This window comes from Acinetobacter sp. 24-47-64 (assembly GCF_057737055.1).
Window position 1 is genome coordinate 1505828 of sequence record NZ_CM173215.1, and the last position, 16724, is coordinate 1522551.

Genomic DNA, 16724 nt, shown 5'->3' on the forward strand with positions numbered 1-16724 from the left:
AATGCATAAAAAATAATGAAATACGACACAATAATGAATTTATTTGATAATTCGACATCTTAGAATTAAATAATTCCGATTTTAATTAAAAAAAAATACCTACTTATATTAAGTAGGTATCGACTAATATAAAAATAATCTAAACTTATTATTAATTTATTATAAAAAATCTTTAATGTTTTTGATAACCTCACTTGGTTTTTCTGCATGTAACCAATGTCCAGTGCCATCAATCGTCACAAATTTAGCTTTAGGATATTGAAACCGAATAAGATCGTTATCGCGCTCGAGATTAATATAATCGGATAATTCTCCTTTTAAAAACAAAGTTTCATTCGATTGTGGATTAAGACGTTCCCATGACAAAATCTGAAAATATTGTTGTTTAAGTGCATCTAAGTTAAATAGCCACTGTCCATTGCGGAAAGATTTGAGCAGAAATTGAATAACGCCAATTTCATTAATATATTTCTGCATCAACTCGGTTGCCTCCTTTCTTGAAACAACTTGAGCTTTTTGAACTTCTTCTAAAGCTTTGAAAATTTGATCATGATGAGATTTTTGATAAGCGACGGGTGCCATATCAAGTACAATCAACTTAACTACTCGATGTGGTACAAGGTTTGCTAAGTGCATAGCAACTTTCCCCCCCATCGAATGACCAATGATGTGAAATTGTTGCACATTCATATCATCTAAAGTTTCTACAACATCTTGCGCCATGAGTTGATAACTCATTTGATTAGAATGAGGTGATAAACCGTGATTACGCAAATCAATTTGGATGACATCATGCGTTTCCTGAAATGCTCTCGCGAGCATGCCGAGGTTCGATAAACTACCAAAAAGACCATGAATCAGAACAAGAGCAGGTTGACGTTGATTCGCATTTGATTTGGTGATCTCAGCATTTAGTCGCATATATATACTCAAATAGCTTTAAAAATGTGATTCAAATTCTAACAGTAGATTTTGTATTTTAGTGTTAGTTTAATTTTTATTTATATAATTCAGTAAATTAAAGACAATCAAAAAAATTCGGTTATAAGTAAAAGTATTGAGTTTTATAAAAATTAGTCCTGTAATTCGATCTTGTGATCGTGCGGAAATTATATATATTATCCGATTAAACTTTTTACTTTGAACATTTTAGGAAATTTAGACCATGTTTCATCATGTAGATGCTTATGCAGGTGACCCTATTCTTTCACTTATGGAAGAATATAGTAAAGATGAGCGTACTCAAAAAGTGAATTTGAGTATTGGTCTATATTATAACGAAGACAGTATTGTACCTCAGTTAAATGCGGTCAAAGCTGCGTACAAAAATATTGAACCGAGCAACGATAAAGTTAAACTTTATTTACCAATGGATGGTTTGAAATCTTATAACGAAGCGACTCAAGCATTAGTTTTAGGTCCTGATAGTCAAGCGCGTAAAGATGGTCGTGCTGTCACGATTCAAACACTTGGTGGCTCAGGTGCACTTAAAGTTGGTGCTGATTTTTTGAAAAAATATTTCCCTGAGTCAGATATCTGGGTAAGTCAGCCAACTTGGGATAACCATATCGCAATTTTTAATGGCGCTGGTATCCAATCTCATTTCTATCCTTATTTTGATGCTGATACAAATGGCGTTAACGTTCCAGCAATGCTTGAGGAATTAAAAACACTAAAAGCAAAAAGTATTGTTTTGCTTCATCCTTGCTGCCATAACCCAACTGGTGCAGATTTAACGCCAGCAGAATGGGATCAAGTGATCGAAGTACTTAAGACGAATGATCTTATTCCATTCCTTGACATCGCTTACCAAGGTTTCGGTAAAGGTCTTGAAGAAGATGCATACCTTATTCGTGCTTTAGATAAATCAGGTATGAATTTCATTGTGAGTAATTCATTCTCAAAAATCTTCTCACTGTATGGTGAGCGTGTCGGCGGCTTAACATTTGTCTGTGATGATCAAGCTACTGCTCAAAAAGTGCTTGGACAATTAAAAGCAACTGTACGCCGTATTTATTCTAGTCCAGCAAGCACAGGTGCATTGTTGGTTGAAAACGTGTTAAACAACGCAGATCTAACTGCTCAATGGCAAGCTGAATTACAAGAAATGCGTGAACGTATTATTAAAATGCGTGAATTGTTAAATGCTAAATTGAGTGCGGCTCTGCCTGAACGTGACTTTAGCTATCTAGTAAAACAACAAGGTATGTTCAGTTATACAGGTTTGACTGGCGAACAAGTGGATATTTTGAAAGATAAATATGGTATTTATTTAGTCCGTAGTGGCCGTATGTGCGCAGCAGGATTAAACTTGAATAATATTGATTATGTGGCTGAATCAATTGCAGAAGTTTTGAAAGCTACCGCTTAAAAACAAAAAAACGGGCATATCGCCCGTTTTTTATTGCCCAATTAAAAATGTACAACTGTACGGATTGATTTACCTTCGTGCATTAAGTCAAAGGCTTTATTAATGTCTTCTAGCCCCATAGTATGAGTAACAAAAGGTTCTAATTGAATGTCACCCTTCATCGCATCTTCAACCATTTTTGGTAATTGAGTACGACCTTTTACACCACCAAATGCTGTACCCATCCATTTACGTCCAGTCACTAATTGGAATGGACGAGTTGAGATTTCTTGACCTGCACCAGCCACACCGATAATGACAGATTGCCCCCAACCACGGTGTGCACATTCAAGCGCTGAACGCATTACGTTTGTATTACCGATACACTCAAATGAATGATCAACACCCCAGCCAGTCATCTCTACAATGACTTGTTGAATAGGTTGATCATAGTCCTTAGGATTGAGGAAATCTGTAGCACCAAACTGCTCAGCCAATTTAAATTTTTCTGGATTAGTATCCACTACAATAATCCGGCCAGCTTTGGCTTGTTTAGCACCTTGAACAACTGCTAAACCAATACCACCTAAACCGAACACAGCAACAGTGTCACCTTCCTGTACTTTTGCAGTATTGTGAACCGCACCAATACCAGTCGTCACGCCACAACCCAATAAACAAACGTGTTCAGGGTTTGCTTCAGGATTAATTTTTGCTAACGATACTTCGGCAACAACTGTGTATTCACTGAATGTTGAACATCCCATATAATGGTAGATAGGTTCGCCGTTATACGAGAATCGAGTCGTTCCATCAGGCATAACACCTTTACCTTGAGTGGCACGTACAGAGACACATAAGTTTGTTTTATTTGATTTGCAGAACAAACATTCGCCACATTCTGCAGTATAAAGTGGAATGACATGATCACCTGGTTTTACACTGGTTACACCTTCACCAACTTCAACTACAATACCTGCACCTTCGTGACCCAGTACCGCAGGGAATACGCCCTCTGGGTCTTCACCAGAAAGTGTAAATGCATCAGTATGACAAACACCTGTATGCGTAATTTTCACCAATACTTCACCAGCTTGTGGTGGAGCAACATCTAATTCAACAATTTGTAATGGCTGACCTGGACCGAATGCCACCGCTGCACGTGATTTCATGATGAAAACTTCCTTTGTAAATTAAGATTTAACAGATAAGTTACAGTAACCGCTTTTGATAAAAACATTCAACTATTTGATTGATGATATTATAGCCATACAACTGAATAATAAGATTTAGGAACGACAGCTTTGATGCTTATGTTGCGATATATATTGTGTTTACTCACATTCTTTATTTTAACTGGATGTAATTTGGCGATGAATACAAGTATAAAACAAGCCCCAATCCAACCTCATACAACACATTGGCTCAGCAATACACCAGAAACAAAACGCAATATTGAACAAGGTTTAACTGCATTCTTACCGCTTCATGATCCTTTTATGAGTATGGCTTCACGTGTTCATTTAATACGTGAAGCACAACATACGATCGATTTACAGTACTATATCTGGGAAAATGATGTGATTGGTCAGCATTTATTGTCTGACCTACTTAAAGCAGCTGATCGTAATGTGAAGGTTCGACTGTTAATTGATGATCAAAATGGCACTCAATTAGACTCGACCTTAAGTGCATTGTCTGAACACCCCAATATCGAAATTAAGCTATTCAATCCCTACAAATTTCGCAGCTTTAGAGTTTTGGATTATGTGTTTCGCTTTAATAAAATCAATCATAGAATGCATAACAAACTGATTATTGCTGACGGAGCGATTGCTGTTACTGGGGGGCGTAATATCAGTAATGAATATTTTGATGCCAGTGACAATTTTCAATTCGCGGATATGGATATTTTATTTGCAGGGCAATCAGTTTCAGCTGCAAACACGGTGTTTCACCAATTTTGGAATGATGAGCTGAGTTATGATATTCAGCAAATAATTCCTGAGTCTCAAAAAGAATTGGCGCATTTAAGATCGTATTATTCAACCAAGCAAAATTTTCAAGGTGCTGAAACTAAAAAACGTATTGATCAAGCAGAACGTTTTTTAGAAGAAAATTTAAAAAAACATCCTATTCGCTGGTCTAAAGCTCATTTTGTTGCAGACAGCCCCAATAAAATCAGAGCGAAAGCTCAATCTCATGAACTGCTGTTTAATCAGTTCAAATCCATTATGGGGAAACCTGCTCAAGAAATAAACTTGGTGTCTGCCTATTTTGTTCCTACTGTTCATGGTGAGTCTTTACTCAAACAATTGAGTGAGCAGAATGTCAAAGTTCGAGTTTTAACAAACTCATATTTGGCAAATGATGTCCCGATTGTTCATGCATTTTATCAAAAATATCGAACCTCACTCTTAAGGTCAGATGTAAAACTTTACGAGTTTAAACCTTATATTGAACGGTCTGATCGGACTTGGTATGAAATTATGACGGGTAATGTTATTCCTGCGAAAGGAAAAAATGCGTCGCGGCTTCATGCTAAATTTTTTACTGTAGATGATAAAGTTTTTATTGGAACATTCAATTTTGATCCACGTTCAGCGTATTTGAATACTGAACTTGGACTGATCATTGAGTCAGCCGATTTTAAAACAGAGATATCTCAATCTTTAGATGAAAATCTTCCCAAAGTTGCCTATCAACTACATTTGGATGCACATCGAAACTTAAGATGGGAAGAACAACGAGGTGAAGAAAAGTTAATACATGATCATGACCCTGAAACGACTCGTTTTCAGAGATTTATGTTCAAGTCTTTGTCCTATCTCCCAATCGAATGGATGATGTAAATTGTTTGTTGTGACTGGTTTGTACAACCAGGATAAATTGCATTATTATTCACGTTTTATTTTTTGAACCCTTGGTTCTACTCTACTCCCATGCATTTTTTTGATCTTAGTCGACAGTATAATCTGAACGACATACTCACCCCTTTTTTATCACTTGAAGATTTATCTCAGCATGAATGGTATTTAGCTAAAATTAGTGTTGATTATGATTGCCTTACTGATGAAAACTTAGTTGAAGGTTCTATCACGTTAAAATCTAACCATAATGTTCAAATGGAATTGGCTTGGTTAATTTTAGACAATGGTCATGAGTTACAAGTTTTGTTCAAAGGCATTGAAACCTCTGTCTCAGAACAAACGCTCGTGATTGTGAAGGGTGCCCGCTTAGTTGATGAAGAAGGACAAGAATTATCTGCTCAAGCATTATCTTTATGGATTGATGGTACTCTACTCAATATGCTTCCACATATTCGTAAAGAAATTAAATCACGTTTAAACTTGTGGGATTATGTAGATTATGATGTGTAATAAGCATCTCGATTGACTTTAACAGGTTGTTAAATTAATCCAATTGACTGGAAAAGTTCACGATAGTATTCGGCTTTCTTTTCAAGAGCTAAAGGATAAGCTCTTGAAGAAGATGGCATACGATGGATTCGGATATCTTTGTTATCAAATTGCAGATCCACGACTGTACCGATTTTAACTTTAGTCTGTACAGATGCATTCATTGACTTTAATAAGGTCTCAGTTGCTTTATCACCTGTGGTTATAATATCTCGACAATATGGAATTTTTTTAAGCAATAGAAACATATCTGTCGGTGTAACGATTTCTAGAAATTGATCTGAGGCATTGCCTTTCAAACGCCGTACTTGATAGGCTGTATCAAATATTGCAATGCCCAACTCATTTAGAAAATCTTTCAGCATTTGCTCTTTGAATTGGTTATTTTCACGGTCTAGAAAATAATGAGGGTCTTGAAAAAAGATCAACCCATATATTTTCCACATATCATTTTGAAAATTCGGATAATAAAAATCCATTTTCCATCTTGCTTTCGGCGGAGGAAAACTGCCAAGCATGAGCAATTTGGCTTGTTGAGGTACAAATGGTTCAAGTGGATGTGTTTCGATATCAGTCATATCAAATTTCGGTCTAACTTTTCGATCTAAAGTGATTTTGAATAATCGAACTAATTTTTTTTGCCCAAAGCTGATAGATTTCTTTACTTGGATGAAATCCATCCTCAGCCATCTTCAAATTGAGTTGTTTATACTCATCCAAATCATATTTAACCAATTCAAATTTTGGTTGTGTTTCAATCCAATTTTCCAATTCAACATTCATTTGATAGGCATATTTTCCAAACAACCAAGCTAAAGGATTTGGTAATGCAGGAAACTCATTCATCGGTGGAACTCCAGTCGCGATAATGAGCTTGGGTGAAAATTTCTCAGCGATCAGTGAATATAATTGTTCTTGTAGGCAGATCCATTTTTGCGGTGAGATGAGCTGTGTTACATCATTGACCCCTATCGAAGTTACTACAATATCAAACTGATCGTCATTAATAGCATGTATAGTTCGAATCACATCTGAAGTACAATTTCCAGTTTTTGCGATTAATGACCAGCGAATTTGAAAATGATCTCTAAGTTCCTGTAATAATGTTCCGCTTAACGCATCTTCTTGAAATTGCACACCCACACCAGCAGCAGCTGAATCGCCTAAAATTAAAATTGATATTTGAGGACCATTCCCAACCAAACCATTTCTTTCCCCCAAAGCTTCTGCTAAACGAGGTGTATTTTTCTTGACTTGGTAACCTTGCACAAGTAAAGCTGGAACGAGTGCGATTGTCGCTAATTTAAGAAACATGTAATTGATTTTAGGTTTTGATATTTCCTATTTTAAACGATTTTTTGATATTTTCATTGCTATTTATTATTGAAAATAATTATCATTTACATAATTAATTCAAGGCTAAAATCCATGAATCATCCTATCAAATTTTTTTCTATATTGATGTTAATGAGTTCCGCAGTAAGTGCTGATCTTTCTGTAAATCATTCATTACAAGTCAGCACTCAATCCTATGCCCCTGTATGTGAGGATATGGATGCCAAAAGTAAGGTGCTTCAACAAATCCAAAAACAGATTCAGATGCATCCTGAGCAAAAAAATCATCTCCTCGATCAATTTTGGTCGGAAATTCGTAAAAATCAAACCCCAATAATTGAACATTTTAATGAAACACACCAACGTGTCATTTATTTATATCGTGGTGCAAAACACAATGTGCGATTAATCGGTGGTCCGAGTAATGATCATGAGTGGTTAACTCGACTTAAAGGTACTGATATTTGGTTTAAAGAAAGTATTGTCGATTCAAGATTTATCGGAAGTTATAGTTTTGCTGTGGATTCGCCGAATATCGATGGATATTTATCAAATTACTGCCCACATTTAAACCCAAATTTAAAAGAATCACGAGATCAGCGTCGAGCTATTTTAAAGGTACAACAACTCGACCCTTTCAATCCTCATAAGTGGTTTGATTCTAAAAACATTGCCTTAAAAACGAATACCACGCTGAGGAATGAAAATATCGCAAAACTCAGTCGAGCGCCCAATTTTATTGATCCAACTCAAATGGCTGAAAAAAGTGAAAAACAATTAGTTTCATCCGTGTTGAAAAGTAAAGTTTTGGGAAATGATCGTCTTATTCAGATTTATGCAACTCCACCTCAAGTCGGAAAATCATATATCACTCTGATTTTTTTTGATGGTGAGCAATATGCGCATTTAGTTAAAGTTCCCCAGATATTAGATCAGTTGGTTCAACAACAGCAACTCCCACCTATACAGGCTGTTTTTGTTGGACATCCTAATGATCAATTACGTGCTAAAGAACTTAGCCCCAATCCAGAATACACACAGTTTTTTCAAGAAGAATTATTGCCTTGGATGAGTCAACATTTGCCCTATCAACATGATCACAACAAAACAGTCTTATTGGGTTCAAGTTTAGGTGGTCTGAGTTCTGCTTATTTGGCGTTAAAAACATCCAATGATATTAGTCACGTCGTGCCACTTTCTGGTTCATTTTGGTGGAAATCTGATCCAAACGATACAATCAATGGTATGAGTAAACTGATCAGAGCTTCAACATTAGACAATACAAAGAAACTCAATTGGTATATTTCAGCCAATAGCTATGAAAATTCGAGACAAAATAATAGCTTAAGCATTCTAGAAACTTCTCCGATTGTCGCTCAGGATTTAATCGATCAGGGACACAATGTTCACTATCAAGAATATATAGGCGGACATTCATATGCCGTTTGGCAAATCGTCATACAAGATGCTTTGAAATATTTCTTTAAAAATAAATCCCACTAAATGTGGGATTTATAAGACGTTATTTTAACTCAGCTTATTGACGAGCTGAAGCGGTAAAACCTTCATTGCAAAACCCAATGGCAACCATGGCCACTTTGGAACATATGCTTTGACTGGTTGCTTTTCGATTGCTTCAGCTAATAGTCGTGATCCTGTGGCTTGATCGACCTCAAAAGGTAATTTTCCAGCACCTTCATTAATTTCAGTTCGAATGTAACCAGGATAAATCGTTGAAACTTTAATTGGTGTTCCAAGAAGTTCAGCTCGAATCCCTTCGGCTAAATGCGCAATTCCCGCTTTACTGGCAGCATAAGCTGTAAGATGTTTTGGCATACCACGCAAAGCACTCATCGACGAAATTACAACTAAATGTCCTGAATTTTGAGATCTAAAAATTTCGACCGCTGCTTCACATTGTGCCATCGCAGAAATAAAATTAGTTTCAACTGTTGCTTTATTAATCGCAAAATTACCTTTACCGATACGACGTCCTTCGCCCACACCAGCATTGACTATCACTCGATCGATAGTGCCTAGCTCATCTTTAAACTCTTTAAATACACGGAAGACTTGCTCATCATCCGTGACATCCAATGCCTTCGCACTTACTTTTACCTGATAGCGTTGTTCTATTTCATCTTTTAAAGCATACAACCTTTCTAAACGACGTGCACAGATCGCTAGGTTATATCCTTTTTTTGCAAACTCTTGTGCCATCCCAGCACCGATACCTGAGCTTGCACCTGTAATTAATATAGTTTTGTTCATTCCATTTTCTCTCTATGGCATATAGCCTTGATCAAATCCAAGTGAGCAAATCACGATCTTGTTCTTTTAAATAATGATGTTCATTTAAACTGAGTAATTGTGGTTCTGTACCAACCAATCTTAAGGTGGTAAAACTGGTATTGGTGATTGCCCAGTTCAATGCAAAAGTTTTGTCTGCACTTAAACCAAGTAAATGCCCTGCAACAACAGATATAACACCACCAGACGTATAAACTACGGCATAGCGAGGTTTTTCTGTTTCAAGTTGTATACATAGTTTGTTCAAGCCTTGAAGTACTCTTTGCTGAAATTGAGGCCAGCTTTCATCATAATCATGATGATGATCACCCTTGGTCCAACGTTGAATTGCACCTTCAAAAATTTTTCCTAAATATGCACGAGGATCTACCGCTTGACCAACATCTTTTTTAAGTAATGCAGGATCTGCAAAACGTGGTTCATATTTTGCAAACACTTGTTGATGATTGAACTCGTTCCAATGTGGATCGATATCAATATGACTGTCAGGAAAACACTCATTCAAAGAGATATCCGCCGTCTGCTGATGACGTTTCATCGAGCCAGCTAATACATAGGGCTGCTCTTGTATTAACTTTTGAAAATATTGCCCCAACACACGTGCTTGAACTTCACCTTTCTGAGAAAGCTGATCATAACTTTCAGCACCAAATGAAGCTTGACCATGTCTGACCAAATATATTGTCGTCATCTTGGCAGAATATCCTGTAATTTTGCGAGATAAGTTTTTGCAATTTCATTCGCTTCAAGCTTTTGTATACCTATGAGTTTTAAAGCACGAATATGTAATGCATGAATCACAATCCAAAAATCCTTAAATGCAGGATTATCCGTTTGTTTATGGTAATAACGATAATAAATTTGTTGTGCTATGACCGCTAATCTAAAGATCCCAAATACTTCATAGAACGTCCAGTTAGATGGCTTTAGTCGTGTTTTTTCAAGGTAATAATCCACAACTTCTTTACGTGTAAACATGCCTTCAAGATGTGTAGGTTGTCGACGTGTCGATTTAAAGATCATATTGTCGTTTTCTTCAACCCAATATGCTAAGGCTGATCCTAAATCCATAAGTGGATCACCAATTGTCGCCATTTCCCAATCCAACACCCCGATGACCTCAGTAGGCTGTTGAGGATTCAAAATGACATTATCAAAACGCCAATCGTTGTGAATAATACAGTTGGATGAATCCTCAGGAATATTGTCTTTAAGCCAATTTCGTACAAACTTAAAGGTCGGCACATTGATGGTATGGGCTTTGTCGTAGCGACTGTCCCAACCTTCGACCTGACGACGGCAGTAACCCTCACCTTTTCCAATTTGCTCAAGTGCTGTTCCTTGATAAGGAACTTGGTGCAATTCAATCAATTTGTCTAAAACATTTATACAAAGCTGATGCACATCAAATTTAGTGAGTTTTAGTTCTGGTGGAAGCTTTGCCCTTGGTATAATTCCCTCGATTCGCTGCATCACATAAAAATCGCATCCGAGTACAGATTCATCCTGACATAATGCCAGCATTTTGGGCACGACTGGATATAGATCTTTTAAAGCTTTCTGAACATTATGTTCTCGAACCATATCATGAGCAGATTTGGCTTTGGTTCCTGCGGGTGGTCTTCTTAATATCAGATCTGCATTGCTATATTTTAGCCGGTATGTCCAGTTTGAAGCTCCACCAGAATATTGTGTAACTTCTACAGGCTCAATCACTTCCACACCATTTTGATTTAACCAGTTTGTGACTGAAACGATATCGAGCTCTTCACCACGTCTGACTTGCCCTGCTGTATCTATAACTGACATATTTCTTCCTTAAATCGAGTGCTCATCTTATTGAGAATGACGAGTTGAAAAACCACGTTTCGCAAGTTCCAATTTTGCAATCATGCCTTTATGCACCTCATCTGGCCCATCTGCCAAACGTAATGCACGCGCTTGTGCAAAAAAACCTGTCAATGGCGTATCTCTAGATAGACCTGCACCGCCGTGAATTTGCATTGCCATATCGACAACTTTTTCCAAAACATTAGGTGCAACGACTTTAATTGCAGAGATTTCAGTGAGTGCAGCCATATTGCCCAGTTTATCCATTTTATATGCCGCATATAAGGTCAAAAGACGTGCTTGATCGATGGCAACACGCGCTTCCGCGACTCTTTCCAAATTACCACCAAGTTTCAAAATTTCCTTACCGAATGCTTTTCTTTGCATTCCACGATCAATCATTAATTCCAATGATTTCTCAGCAGCACCGATACAACGCATGCAATGATGAATACGTCCTGGACCAAGTCGCCCCTGTGCAATCTCAAACCCTTGACCTGCTCCACCAATAAAATGAGTGACTGGAACACGAACATTATTAAAGGTTACTTCTCCATGACCGTGTGGCGCATCATAATCACCAAATACAGGTAACATTCTTTCAATTTTTACGCCCTCAGTTTCAACTGGAACTAAAACCATTGAATGTTGTTGATGTCGACCTTTATTTGCGTCTGGTGTATGTGCCATAAATATAATGATTTTTGCATTAGGATCGCCTAAACCCGAAGACCACCATTTGCGTCCATTTAAAACAATTTCGTCTCCCTCAATTACAGCAGTGGCTTGCATGTTCGTCGCATCTGAAGAAGCAACTTCTGGTTCAGTCATGCAAAATACGGATCGAATTTTTCCGTCTAAGAGAGGTTTTAACCATTGCTCTTTTTGTTGTTCTGAGCCATAGCGCCAAATTAACTCCATATTACCGCTATCTGGCGCATTACAATTGAAAACCGTAGGAGCCAATAAACTACGGCCAGTTAACTCAGCAATGTGTGCATATTCTTGAACTGTTAAACCTTGACCAAATTCTGGGTCTGGTAAAAAAAGATTCCACAAATTTTGCGATTTAGCTTTTTGTTTGAGTACTTCAAGTTCTGCTGGCCACATCCATGATGTCCAATCATCACTTGAATTTAATTGATGAGCTTTATGCCAAAATTCTTGTTCTATAGGCTCTATTTCGTCTTGAATAAAGCGTTGTGCTAAATCATAAAAGTGTTTAGCTTTTTCCGTTAATTGAAACATTAATCCCTCGAACTATATTCTCATCACGCTTTACATCAACATAGCTTGAAACCTACTATGAATGAAATGATTTATTTAAATATTACTTTATGAATAGAATTCATCAGGAATCTGTGGATCTGAGCGCTTTTTCACACATTGATATCAATCTATATCCATTATTTATTGCGATATACGAACATCAAAGTATCAGTAAAGCCGCAAATTTGATGTGTATTACACAATCTGCAGCCAGTCACGCTTTACAGCGATTAAGATTACAATTGAAAGATGATCTTTTTATCCGAAGTGGTATAAAGATGGTTGCGACACCCTTTTCACATCAAATTTATCCACGAATAAAAGAAACATTAATCGCAATTCAGCATATCTCTACTCATCATATATCTTTTGATCCACTGACGATTCAATCTATTCGTATAGCAATTCATGATGAAATTGAGCCTTTAATTTTTCCGCAGTTAATCCGTCATTTTCGTGATTTAGGACTAGCGACACGGTTTCAAAGTATCAAATTAGATCGAACTAATTGGGCAAAAGATTTATTATCACAGCAACTTGATTTAGTGGTCGATCTTCAACAGAAAGTTGATGAGAAAATTTATTTTAACCCTTTAGTGAATGATCGCTTTGTCATATGTGGTTTGACAACCATCGAAAATTTAGAACAATACAAACATGCCCAACATATTGGTGTTTCATCAAGGCATTCTGGTGTGCTTATTGAAGATTTACATTTTAAAAAGTTGAATATTCAACGTGATATTTTTTTACGCTGTCAACACTATTCAACAGCACTACAAATTTTGAAGGAGTATCCTGACACATTGCTAACCTTACCTTTTAGTATTTTAAAAAATTTGAAATTACCTCAAGATTTAAAAATTTCCGAACTCCCTATTGAACTGCCTTTAATGAAAATGGGAATTTATTGGAATTCACAATTAGCATCACACCAAAAGTTTGAGTATTTAATTTCAGAAATTAATAAAATTTTTGCTTAGGCTATTTAGTAGAAAATCTGTGTGAACACCATCTGTTCAATATTGAATCAAACACTCACTTGGAGTTGATTTATCATATTAAGGCTTGTTTTCTCTTGTATTTTCTATGTTTGATCAACTCCCTGCATCATGGCTCATTGGGCTTGGTGCAATTTTATGCTTGTTACTTCTTATTATCTTCAGACAAATATGGATTTATCTTCTTCAAGTATTTAAACCTTTTAAAAAAGGAAAAACTTATTGGTGCCGTGTTACAGCGGTGAGTGATGGTGACACCCTCTCCTGCCATCGTTTGAATTTTAGACGTTCTAAAACTAAATTACGCTTTGCTTTTGTAGATGCGCCTGAATCTAATCAAAGTTACGGGCTTGAATCCCAACGCTTAGTTAAGAAAATGGTTCAAGGTAAAATTGTTCGTGTAAAAATCACGGATATTGATCGTTATGGACGTTGCGTGGGTGTGGTCTACCGCTATCGCAAGAATATGAATGAAGAATTAGTGAGGCGTGGTAGTGCGTGGGTTTACGAAGAATACATACGTGATCCAGAGCAATTAAAATATATGATCTCACTACAAGATAGTGCAAAACGCAATAAACGAGGTCTCTGGCGCGGGACCCGTCCTATTCGACCAAGTACTTTTAGAAAACAAAAAAACTAATATTTTCAGTTCCCTGATTATCAATAAGTGCATTACGCTTGATTCGTCTAATAATTGAGCGTAAATTCAAGCCAACAAACTAGTTAGCTTGGTTAACTATATGCAAAATTCTCCCAAATTCCGTGTCGTATTGCTGCGAAGTGCGCGACTCTTTAGTGACCGTTTAAATGATATCTTGGCTCAATACCAACTGAACTATTCAATGTGGCAGTTGATTTATCATATCTATGATCATGACTCCATCACTTCAATTGATTTGGCTCATGAACTCAATGTTTCTAAACCATCAATTGCAAAACGCATTAATACTTTACATAAATTAGATGTTATTCAGTTTTTAGAATCATCTGATAAACGCCAAAAATTAATTCAATTAACCGAAAAAGGTAGAGATCTTTATCAAATTTGTACAATTCAGATTAATCAATTTGAACAACAGTTTTTGAATCAAATAAATCCTGAAGACATCGCTCAGAGTGCTGAGACACTTCAGCTGTTTTTGTCTATTTTAGAGCGTGATAAAAGCTTAAATATTGTGGAGGAGTTATGAGTATTTCCTCAAATCAGGTTGATCAGCCTCTTTGGACACGTAATTTTATTTTGGTCAGTTTAATTAACTTTCAATTGGTACTGACTTTTTATCTTCTTGTTATTGTCATTGTGGGATTTTCGATAGCAGAACTTGGAGCGACGACGGCGCAGGCTGGTTTAGTATCAGGACTTTTTATTGTGGGTACACTGATTGGTCGTTTATTGGTGGCTAAATTCCTCGTTAAATTCGGTTCTAAAGTCACCATGCTGGTCGGACTCACTGGATTTCTGATATTTTCAGGCTTTTATTTTCTCCATTTAGAGGTTGGAACTTTATTAATCGTTCGATTCTTGCATGGCTTTATGATGGGGGTTGCCTCCACCGTATTTGGCACAATGATCGCTCAAATTATTCCAGCAACTCGTCGTGGTGAAGGTATAGGTTACTACAGTATGAGTAGTACTTTAGGAACTGCAATTGGACCATTTTTGGCAATCTGGCTAATGCTTCATGTCAGTTACAACATTATTTTTTCCCTATCTTCAATCCTTGCGGTTTTATGTTTAATTACAGCATTATTTATTCAAGTTCCTCAATTGCATCAGGTTTCGTCTATACCTGATCAGGCACATACTCAAAATAGTTTTCTATCTCAGTATATTGAAAAGAGCGCCTTACCCATTGCTCTGATCATGTTGGTAAGCTCCCTCTTCTACTCTGGTGTTCTATCGTTTATTAACTTTTATGCCAAAGAAATCGATCTGGTTGAAGCAGCATCGTTTTTCTTTCTCATTTATGCGTTAACAATTCTGCTCTCTCGTCCTATTACAGGACCACTGATGGATAAGAAAGGCGAAAATATAATTATGTATCCGGCCTTTCTCATTATGGCACTTGCATTCTTCTTGTTGAGCCAAGCTAACAGTTCGGGTCTTTTGTTGATTTGCGCAGGATTATTAGGTTTAGGATACGGTAATATCCAATCAATTTGCCAAACAATAGCAGTAAAAAGTACTAGTTTGGAACGGATGGGATTTGCAACCTCAACTTATTTTATCTTTTTAGATGCAGGTTTAGGATTCGGTCCTTATTTCTTAGGTTTAGCTTTAGACTTGATCAGTTACCAACAACTCTATTTATATAGTGCTATTGGTACTTTATTTTGCATTGTCTTATATTATGTATTACATGGGAAAAACGTTCGAAATATGAATATTGCTTAGGCTATTTATGGGTTTAAAAAAAGCACTCCAATGAGTGCTTTTCCATATTTTATTTAAACACTTTAAAACGTGTGGCGTCGTCAATATAGCCTTTATCGAAAGCTTCACCTTCCTTAGATCCAAATACCAATTGTGCGCGTAGTTTCCACGAAGCTGGTATAGCCCATTCAGTTTGGACTTGATCATCTACAATCGGATTATAATGTTGAAGGTTTGCACCTAAACCTTCTGTATGCAAAGCTGTCCAAACCGCAAACTGTGCCATTGCTGTTGAATGTTCCGCCCAAATTGGAAAGTTTTCCGCATACGAAGGATATTTCTCTTGTAAGTCAGTGATCGTATCCATTTCTTCGAAAAATAATACAGTGCCTACGCCTGCAGCAAAGCTATCCATTTTTGCAGAAGTTTTTGCTGCACTCGCCTCGTCCTTCGCATATGACTTTAGCTTCTCTTTCACAAAGCCCCAAAACTTTTCATGTTCAGCGTTAAATAAAATCACCGCACGTGAAGATTGAGAGTTAAAAGATGATGGGCTTTGTTTAATCGCATGCTGAATAAGATCTGTTAAGTACTCAGGAGATTGTTCAACTGCTTTTCCTAAAGCATAAATCGTACGGCGTTTTTGAATTAAATCTAAAAATTGATTCGACATTTTTTGAAATCCTTTGGTATTTCCTCGGGGAAATACGATACTCTGACCTTTAATTCATTAGAAATACTTAACTTAAGATTAAATTTTCAACAAATCAAATATGTTGTAGTGTTACATTAAGCATTTATCAGACCAACATCTATCCATTTTGAACCCTAAT

General features: G+C 36.7%; 17 protein-coding genes. 8 read left to right on the forward strand and 9 right to left on the reverse strand.

Features of this window, described 5'->3' with window-relative positions; all coding sequences use genetic code 11:
- Positions 1-159 precede the first annotated feature (159 nt).
- Complete coding sequence (locus AC1M85_RS07090) at positions 160-921, reverse strand: alpha/beta fold hydrolase (RefSeq protein WP_481588125.1); 762 nt, start codon at positions 919-921, stop codon at positions 160-162.
- Positions 922-1165: 244 nt separating this feature from the next.
- Here AC1M85_RS07090 and AC1M85_RS07095 point away from each other — a divergent pair, with 244 nt between their 5' ends.
- Positions 1166-2371: an amino acid aminotransferase gene (locus AC1M85_RS07095; RefSeq protein WP_035267772.1), complete on the forward strand. Its 1206-nt coding sequence runs from the start codon at positions 1166-1168 to the stop codon at positions 2369-2371.
- Positions 2372-2412: 41 nt separating this feature from the next.
- Here the strand turns inward: AC1M85_RS07095 and AC1M85_RS07100 are convergent, their stop codons facing one another.
- Positions 2413-3522, reverse strand: a complete 1110-nt coding sequence (locus AC1M85_RS07100) for an S-(hydroxymethyl)glutathione dehydrogenase/class III alcohol dehydrogenase (protein WP_092766302.1) — start codon at positions 3520-3522, stop codon at positions 2413-2415.
- 135 nt (positions 3523-3657) lie between these two features.
- On the opposite strand from AC1M85_RS07100, the gene AC1M85_RS07105 reads away from it, so the two are divergent.
- Together AC1M85_RS07105 and AC1M85_RS07110 are read left to right on the forward strand one after the other, a co-directional pair.
- Positions 3658-5202 carry a phospholipase D family protein gene (locus AC1M85_RS07105; RefSeq protein ID WP_488213822.1) on the forward strand — a complete coding sequence of 515 codons (1545 nt, stop codon included), beginning with the start codon at positions 3658-3660 and terminating at the stop codon, positions 5200-5202.
- Between the two features lie 90 nt (positions 5203-5292).
- Entirely contained in the window at positions 5293-5730 is a 438-nt protein-coding gene (locus AC1M85_RS07110; protein WP_488213823.1) for a hypothetical protein, read from the forward strand.
- 29 nt (positions 5731-5759) lie between these two features.
- Here the strand turns inward: AC1M85_RS07110 and AC1M85_RS07115 are convergent, their stop codons facing one another.
- Positions 5760-6347 (reverse strand): uracil-DNA glycosylase family protein, encoded by a 588-nt coding sequence (locus tag AC1M85_RS07115; protein ID WP_488213824.1) that lies wholly within the window; start codon positions 6345-6347, stop codon positions 5760-5762.
- Between the two features lie 13 nt (positions 6348-6360).
- Positions 6361-7083: an SGNH/GDSL hydrolase family protein gene (locus AC1M85_RS07120; protein WP_481609650.1), complete on the reverse strand. Its 723-nt coding sequence runs from the start codon at positions 7081-7083 to the stop codon at positions 6361-6363.
- 114 nt (positions 7084-7197) lie between these two features.
- Here AC1M85_RS07120 and AC1M85_RS07125 point away from each other — a divergent pair, with 114 nt between their 5' ends.
- Positions 7198-8607, forward strand: coding sequence for an alpha/beta hydrolase-fold protein (locus tag AC1M85_RS07125; RefSeq protein WP_488213825.1), 1410 nt, complete (start codon positions 7198-7200; stop codon positions 8605-8607).
- 24 nt (positions 8608-8631) lie between these two features.
- Here AC1M85_RS07125 and AC1M85_RS07130 read toward each other — a convergent pair whose 3' ends face one another.
- Genes AC1M85_RS07130 through AC1M85_RS07145 form a run of 4 tightly spaced genes read right to left on the reverse strand, consistent with a single transcriptional unit; the run spans position 8632 to position 12492 of the window.
- Entirely contained in the window at positions 8632-9375 is a 744-nt protein-coding gene (locus AC1M85_RS07130; protein WP_180027839.1) for an SDR family oxidoreductase, read from the reverse strand.
- 31 nt (positions 9376-9406) lie between these two features.
- Positions 9407-10105, reverse strand: a complete 699-nt coding sequence (locus AC1M85_RS07135; RefSeq protein ID WP_035267788.1) for a histidine phosphatase family protein — start codon at positions 10103-10105, stop codon at positions 9407-9409.
- On the reverse strand, positions 10102-11223 hold the full coding sequence (locus AC1M85_RS07140; protein WP_481609646.1) for a phosphotransferase family protein: 1122 nt from the start codon (positions 11221-11223) through the stop codon (positions 10102-10104). Before AC1M85_RS07140 ends, AC1M85_RS07135 begins: the two co-directional genes overlap by 4 nt.
- A 27-nt stretch (positions 11224-11250) precedes the next feature.
- Complete coding sequence (locus tag AC1M85_RS07145) at positions 11251-12492, reverse strand: acyl-CoA dehydrogenase family protein (protein WP_488213826.1); 1242 nt, start codon at positions 12490-12492, stop codon at positions 11251-11253.
- Positions 12493-12581: 89 nt separating this feature from the next.
- Between AC1M85_RS07145 and AC1M85_RS07150 the strand changes: the two genes are divergently transcribed.
- From AC1M85_RS07150 to AC1M85_RS07165, 4 genes are all read left to right on the forward strand, one after another.
- Entirely contained in the window at positions 12582-13496 is a 915-nt protein-coding gene (locus AC1M85_RS07150; protein WP_481597089.1) for a LysR family transcriptional regulator, read from the forward strand.
- Positions 13497-13602: 106 nt separating this feature from the next.
- Entirely contained in the window at positions 13603-14157 is a 555-nt protein-coding gene (locus AC1M85_RS07155; protein WP_488213827.1) for a thermonuclease family protein, read from the forward strand.
- Positions 14158-14257: 100 nt separating this feature from the next.
- The gene (locus AC1M85_RS07160; protein WP_481609645.1) at positions 14258-14707 is read left to right on the forward strand and encodes a MarR family winged helix-turn-helix transcriptional regulator; all 450 of its coding nucleotides are present in this window, start codon (positions 14258-14260) and stop codon (positions 14705-14707) included.
- Positions 14704-15912, forward strand: a complete 1209-nt coding sequence (locus tag AC1M85_RS07165; protein ID WP_481609644.1) for an MFS transporter — start codon at positions 14704-14706, stop codon at positions 15910-15912. The genes AC1M85_RS07160 and AC1M85_RS07165 overlap by 4 nt, the downstream gene beginning before the upstream one ends.
- A 49-nt stretch (positions 15913-15961) precedes the next feature.
- Here AC1M85_RS07165 and AC1M85_RS07170 read toward each other — a convergent pair whose 3' ends face one another.
- Complete coding sequence (locus tag AC1M85_RS07170) at positions 15962-16564, reverse strand: nitroreductase family protein (protein ID WP_488213828.1); 603 nt, start codon at positions 16562-16564, stop codon at positions 15962-15964.
- Between the last annotated feature and the right edge of the window lie 160 nt (positions 16565-16724).

Bases quoted from the DNA above. Each gene is read 5' to 3' on its own strand.
- AC1M85_RS07090 (WP_481588125.1), bottom strand. From the start codon at position 921: ATGCGACTAAATGCTGAGATCACCAAATCAAATGCGAATCAACGTCAA.
- AC1M85_RS07095 (WP_035267772.1), top strand. From the start codon at position 1,166: ATGTTTCATCATGTAGATGCTTATGCAGGTGACCCTATTCTTTCACTT.
- AC1M85_RS07100 (WP_092766302.1), bottom strand. From the start codon at position 3,522: ATGAAATCACGTGCAGCGGTGGCATTCGGTCCAGGTCAGCCATTACAA.
- AC1M85_RS07105 (WP_488213822.1), top strand. From the start codon at position 3,658: ATGCTTATGTTGCGATATATATTGTGTTTACTCACATTCTTTATTTTA.
- AC1M85_RS07110 (WP_488213823.1), top strand. From the start codon at position 5,293: ATGCATTTTTTTGATCTTAGTCGACAGTATAATCTGAACGACATACTC.
- AC1M85_RS07115 (WP_488213824.1), bottom strand. From the start codon at position 6,347: ATGACTGATATCGAAACACATCCACTTGAACCATTTGTACCTCAACAA.
- AC1M85_RS07120 (WP_481609650.1), bottom strand. From the start codon at position 7,083: ATGTTTCTTAAATTAGCGACAATCGCACTCGTTCCAGCTTTACTTGTG.
- AC1M85_RS07125 (WP_488213825.1), top strand. From the start codon at position 7,198: ATGAATCATCCTATCAAATTTTTTTCTATATTGATGTTAATGAGTTCC.
- AC1M85_RS07130 (WP_180027839.1), bottom strand. From the start codon at position 9,375: ATGAACAAAACTATATTAATTACAGGTGCAAGCTCAGGTATCGGTGCT.
- AC1M85_RS07135 (WP_035267788.1), bottom strand. From the start codon at position 10,105: ATGACGACAATATATTTGGTCAGACATGGTCAAGCTTCATTTGGTGCT.
- AC1M85_RS07140 (WP_481609646.1), bottom strand. From the start codon at position 11,223: ATGTCAGTTATAGATACAGCAGGGCAAGTCAGACGTGGTGAAGAGCTC.
- AC1M85_RS07145 (WP_488213826.1), bottom strand. From the start codon at position 12,492: ATGTTTCAATTAACGGAAAAAGCTAAACACTTTTATGATTTAGCACAA.
- AC1M85_RS07150 (WP_481597089.1), top strand. From the start codon at position 12,582: ATGAATAGAATTCATCAGGAATCTGTGGATCTGAGCGCTTTTTCACAC.
- AC1M85_RS07155 (WP_488213827.1), top strand. From the start codon at position 13,603: ATGTTTGATCAACTCCCTGCATCATGGCTCATTGGGCTTGGTGCAATT.
- AC1M85_RS07160 (WP_481609645.1), top strand. From the start codon at position 14,258: ATGCAAAATTCTCCCAAATTCCGTGTCGTATTGCTGCGAAGTGCGCGA.
- AC1M85_RS07165 (WP_481609644.1), top strand. From the start codon at position 14,704: ATGAGTATTTCCTCAAATCAGGTTGATCAGCCTCTTTGGACACGTAAT.
- AC1M85_RS07170 (WP_488213828.1), bottom strand. From the start codon at position 16,564: ATGTCGAATCAATTTTTAGATTTAATTCAAAAACGCCGTACGATTTAT.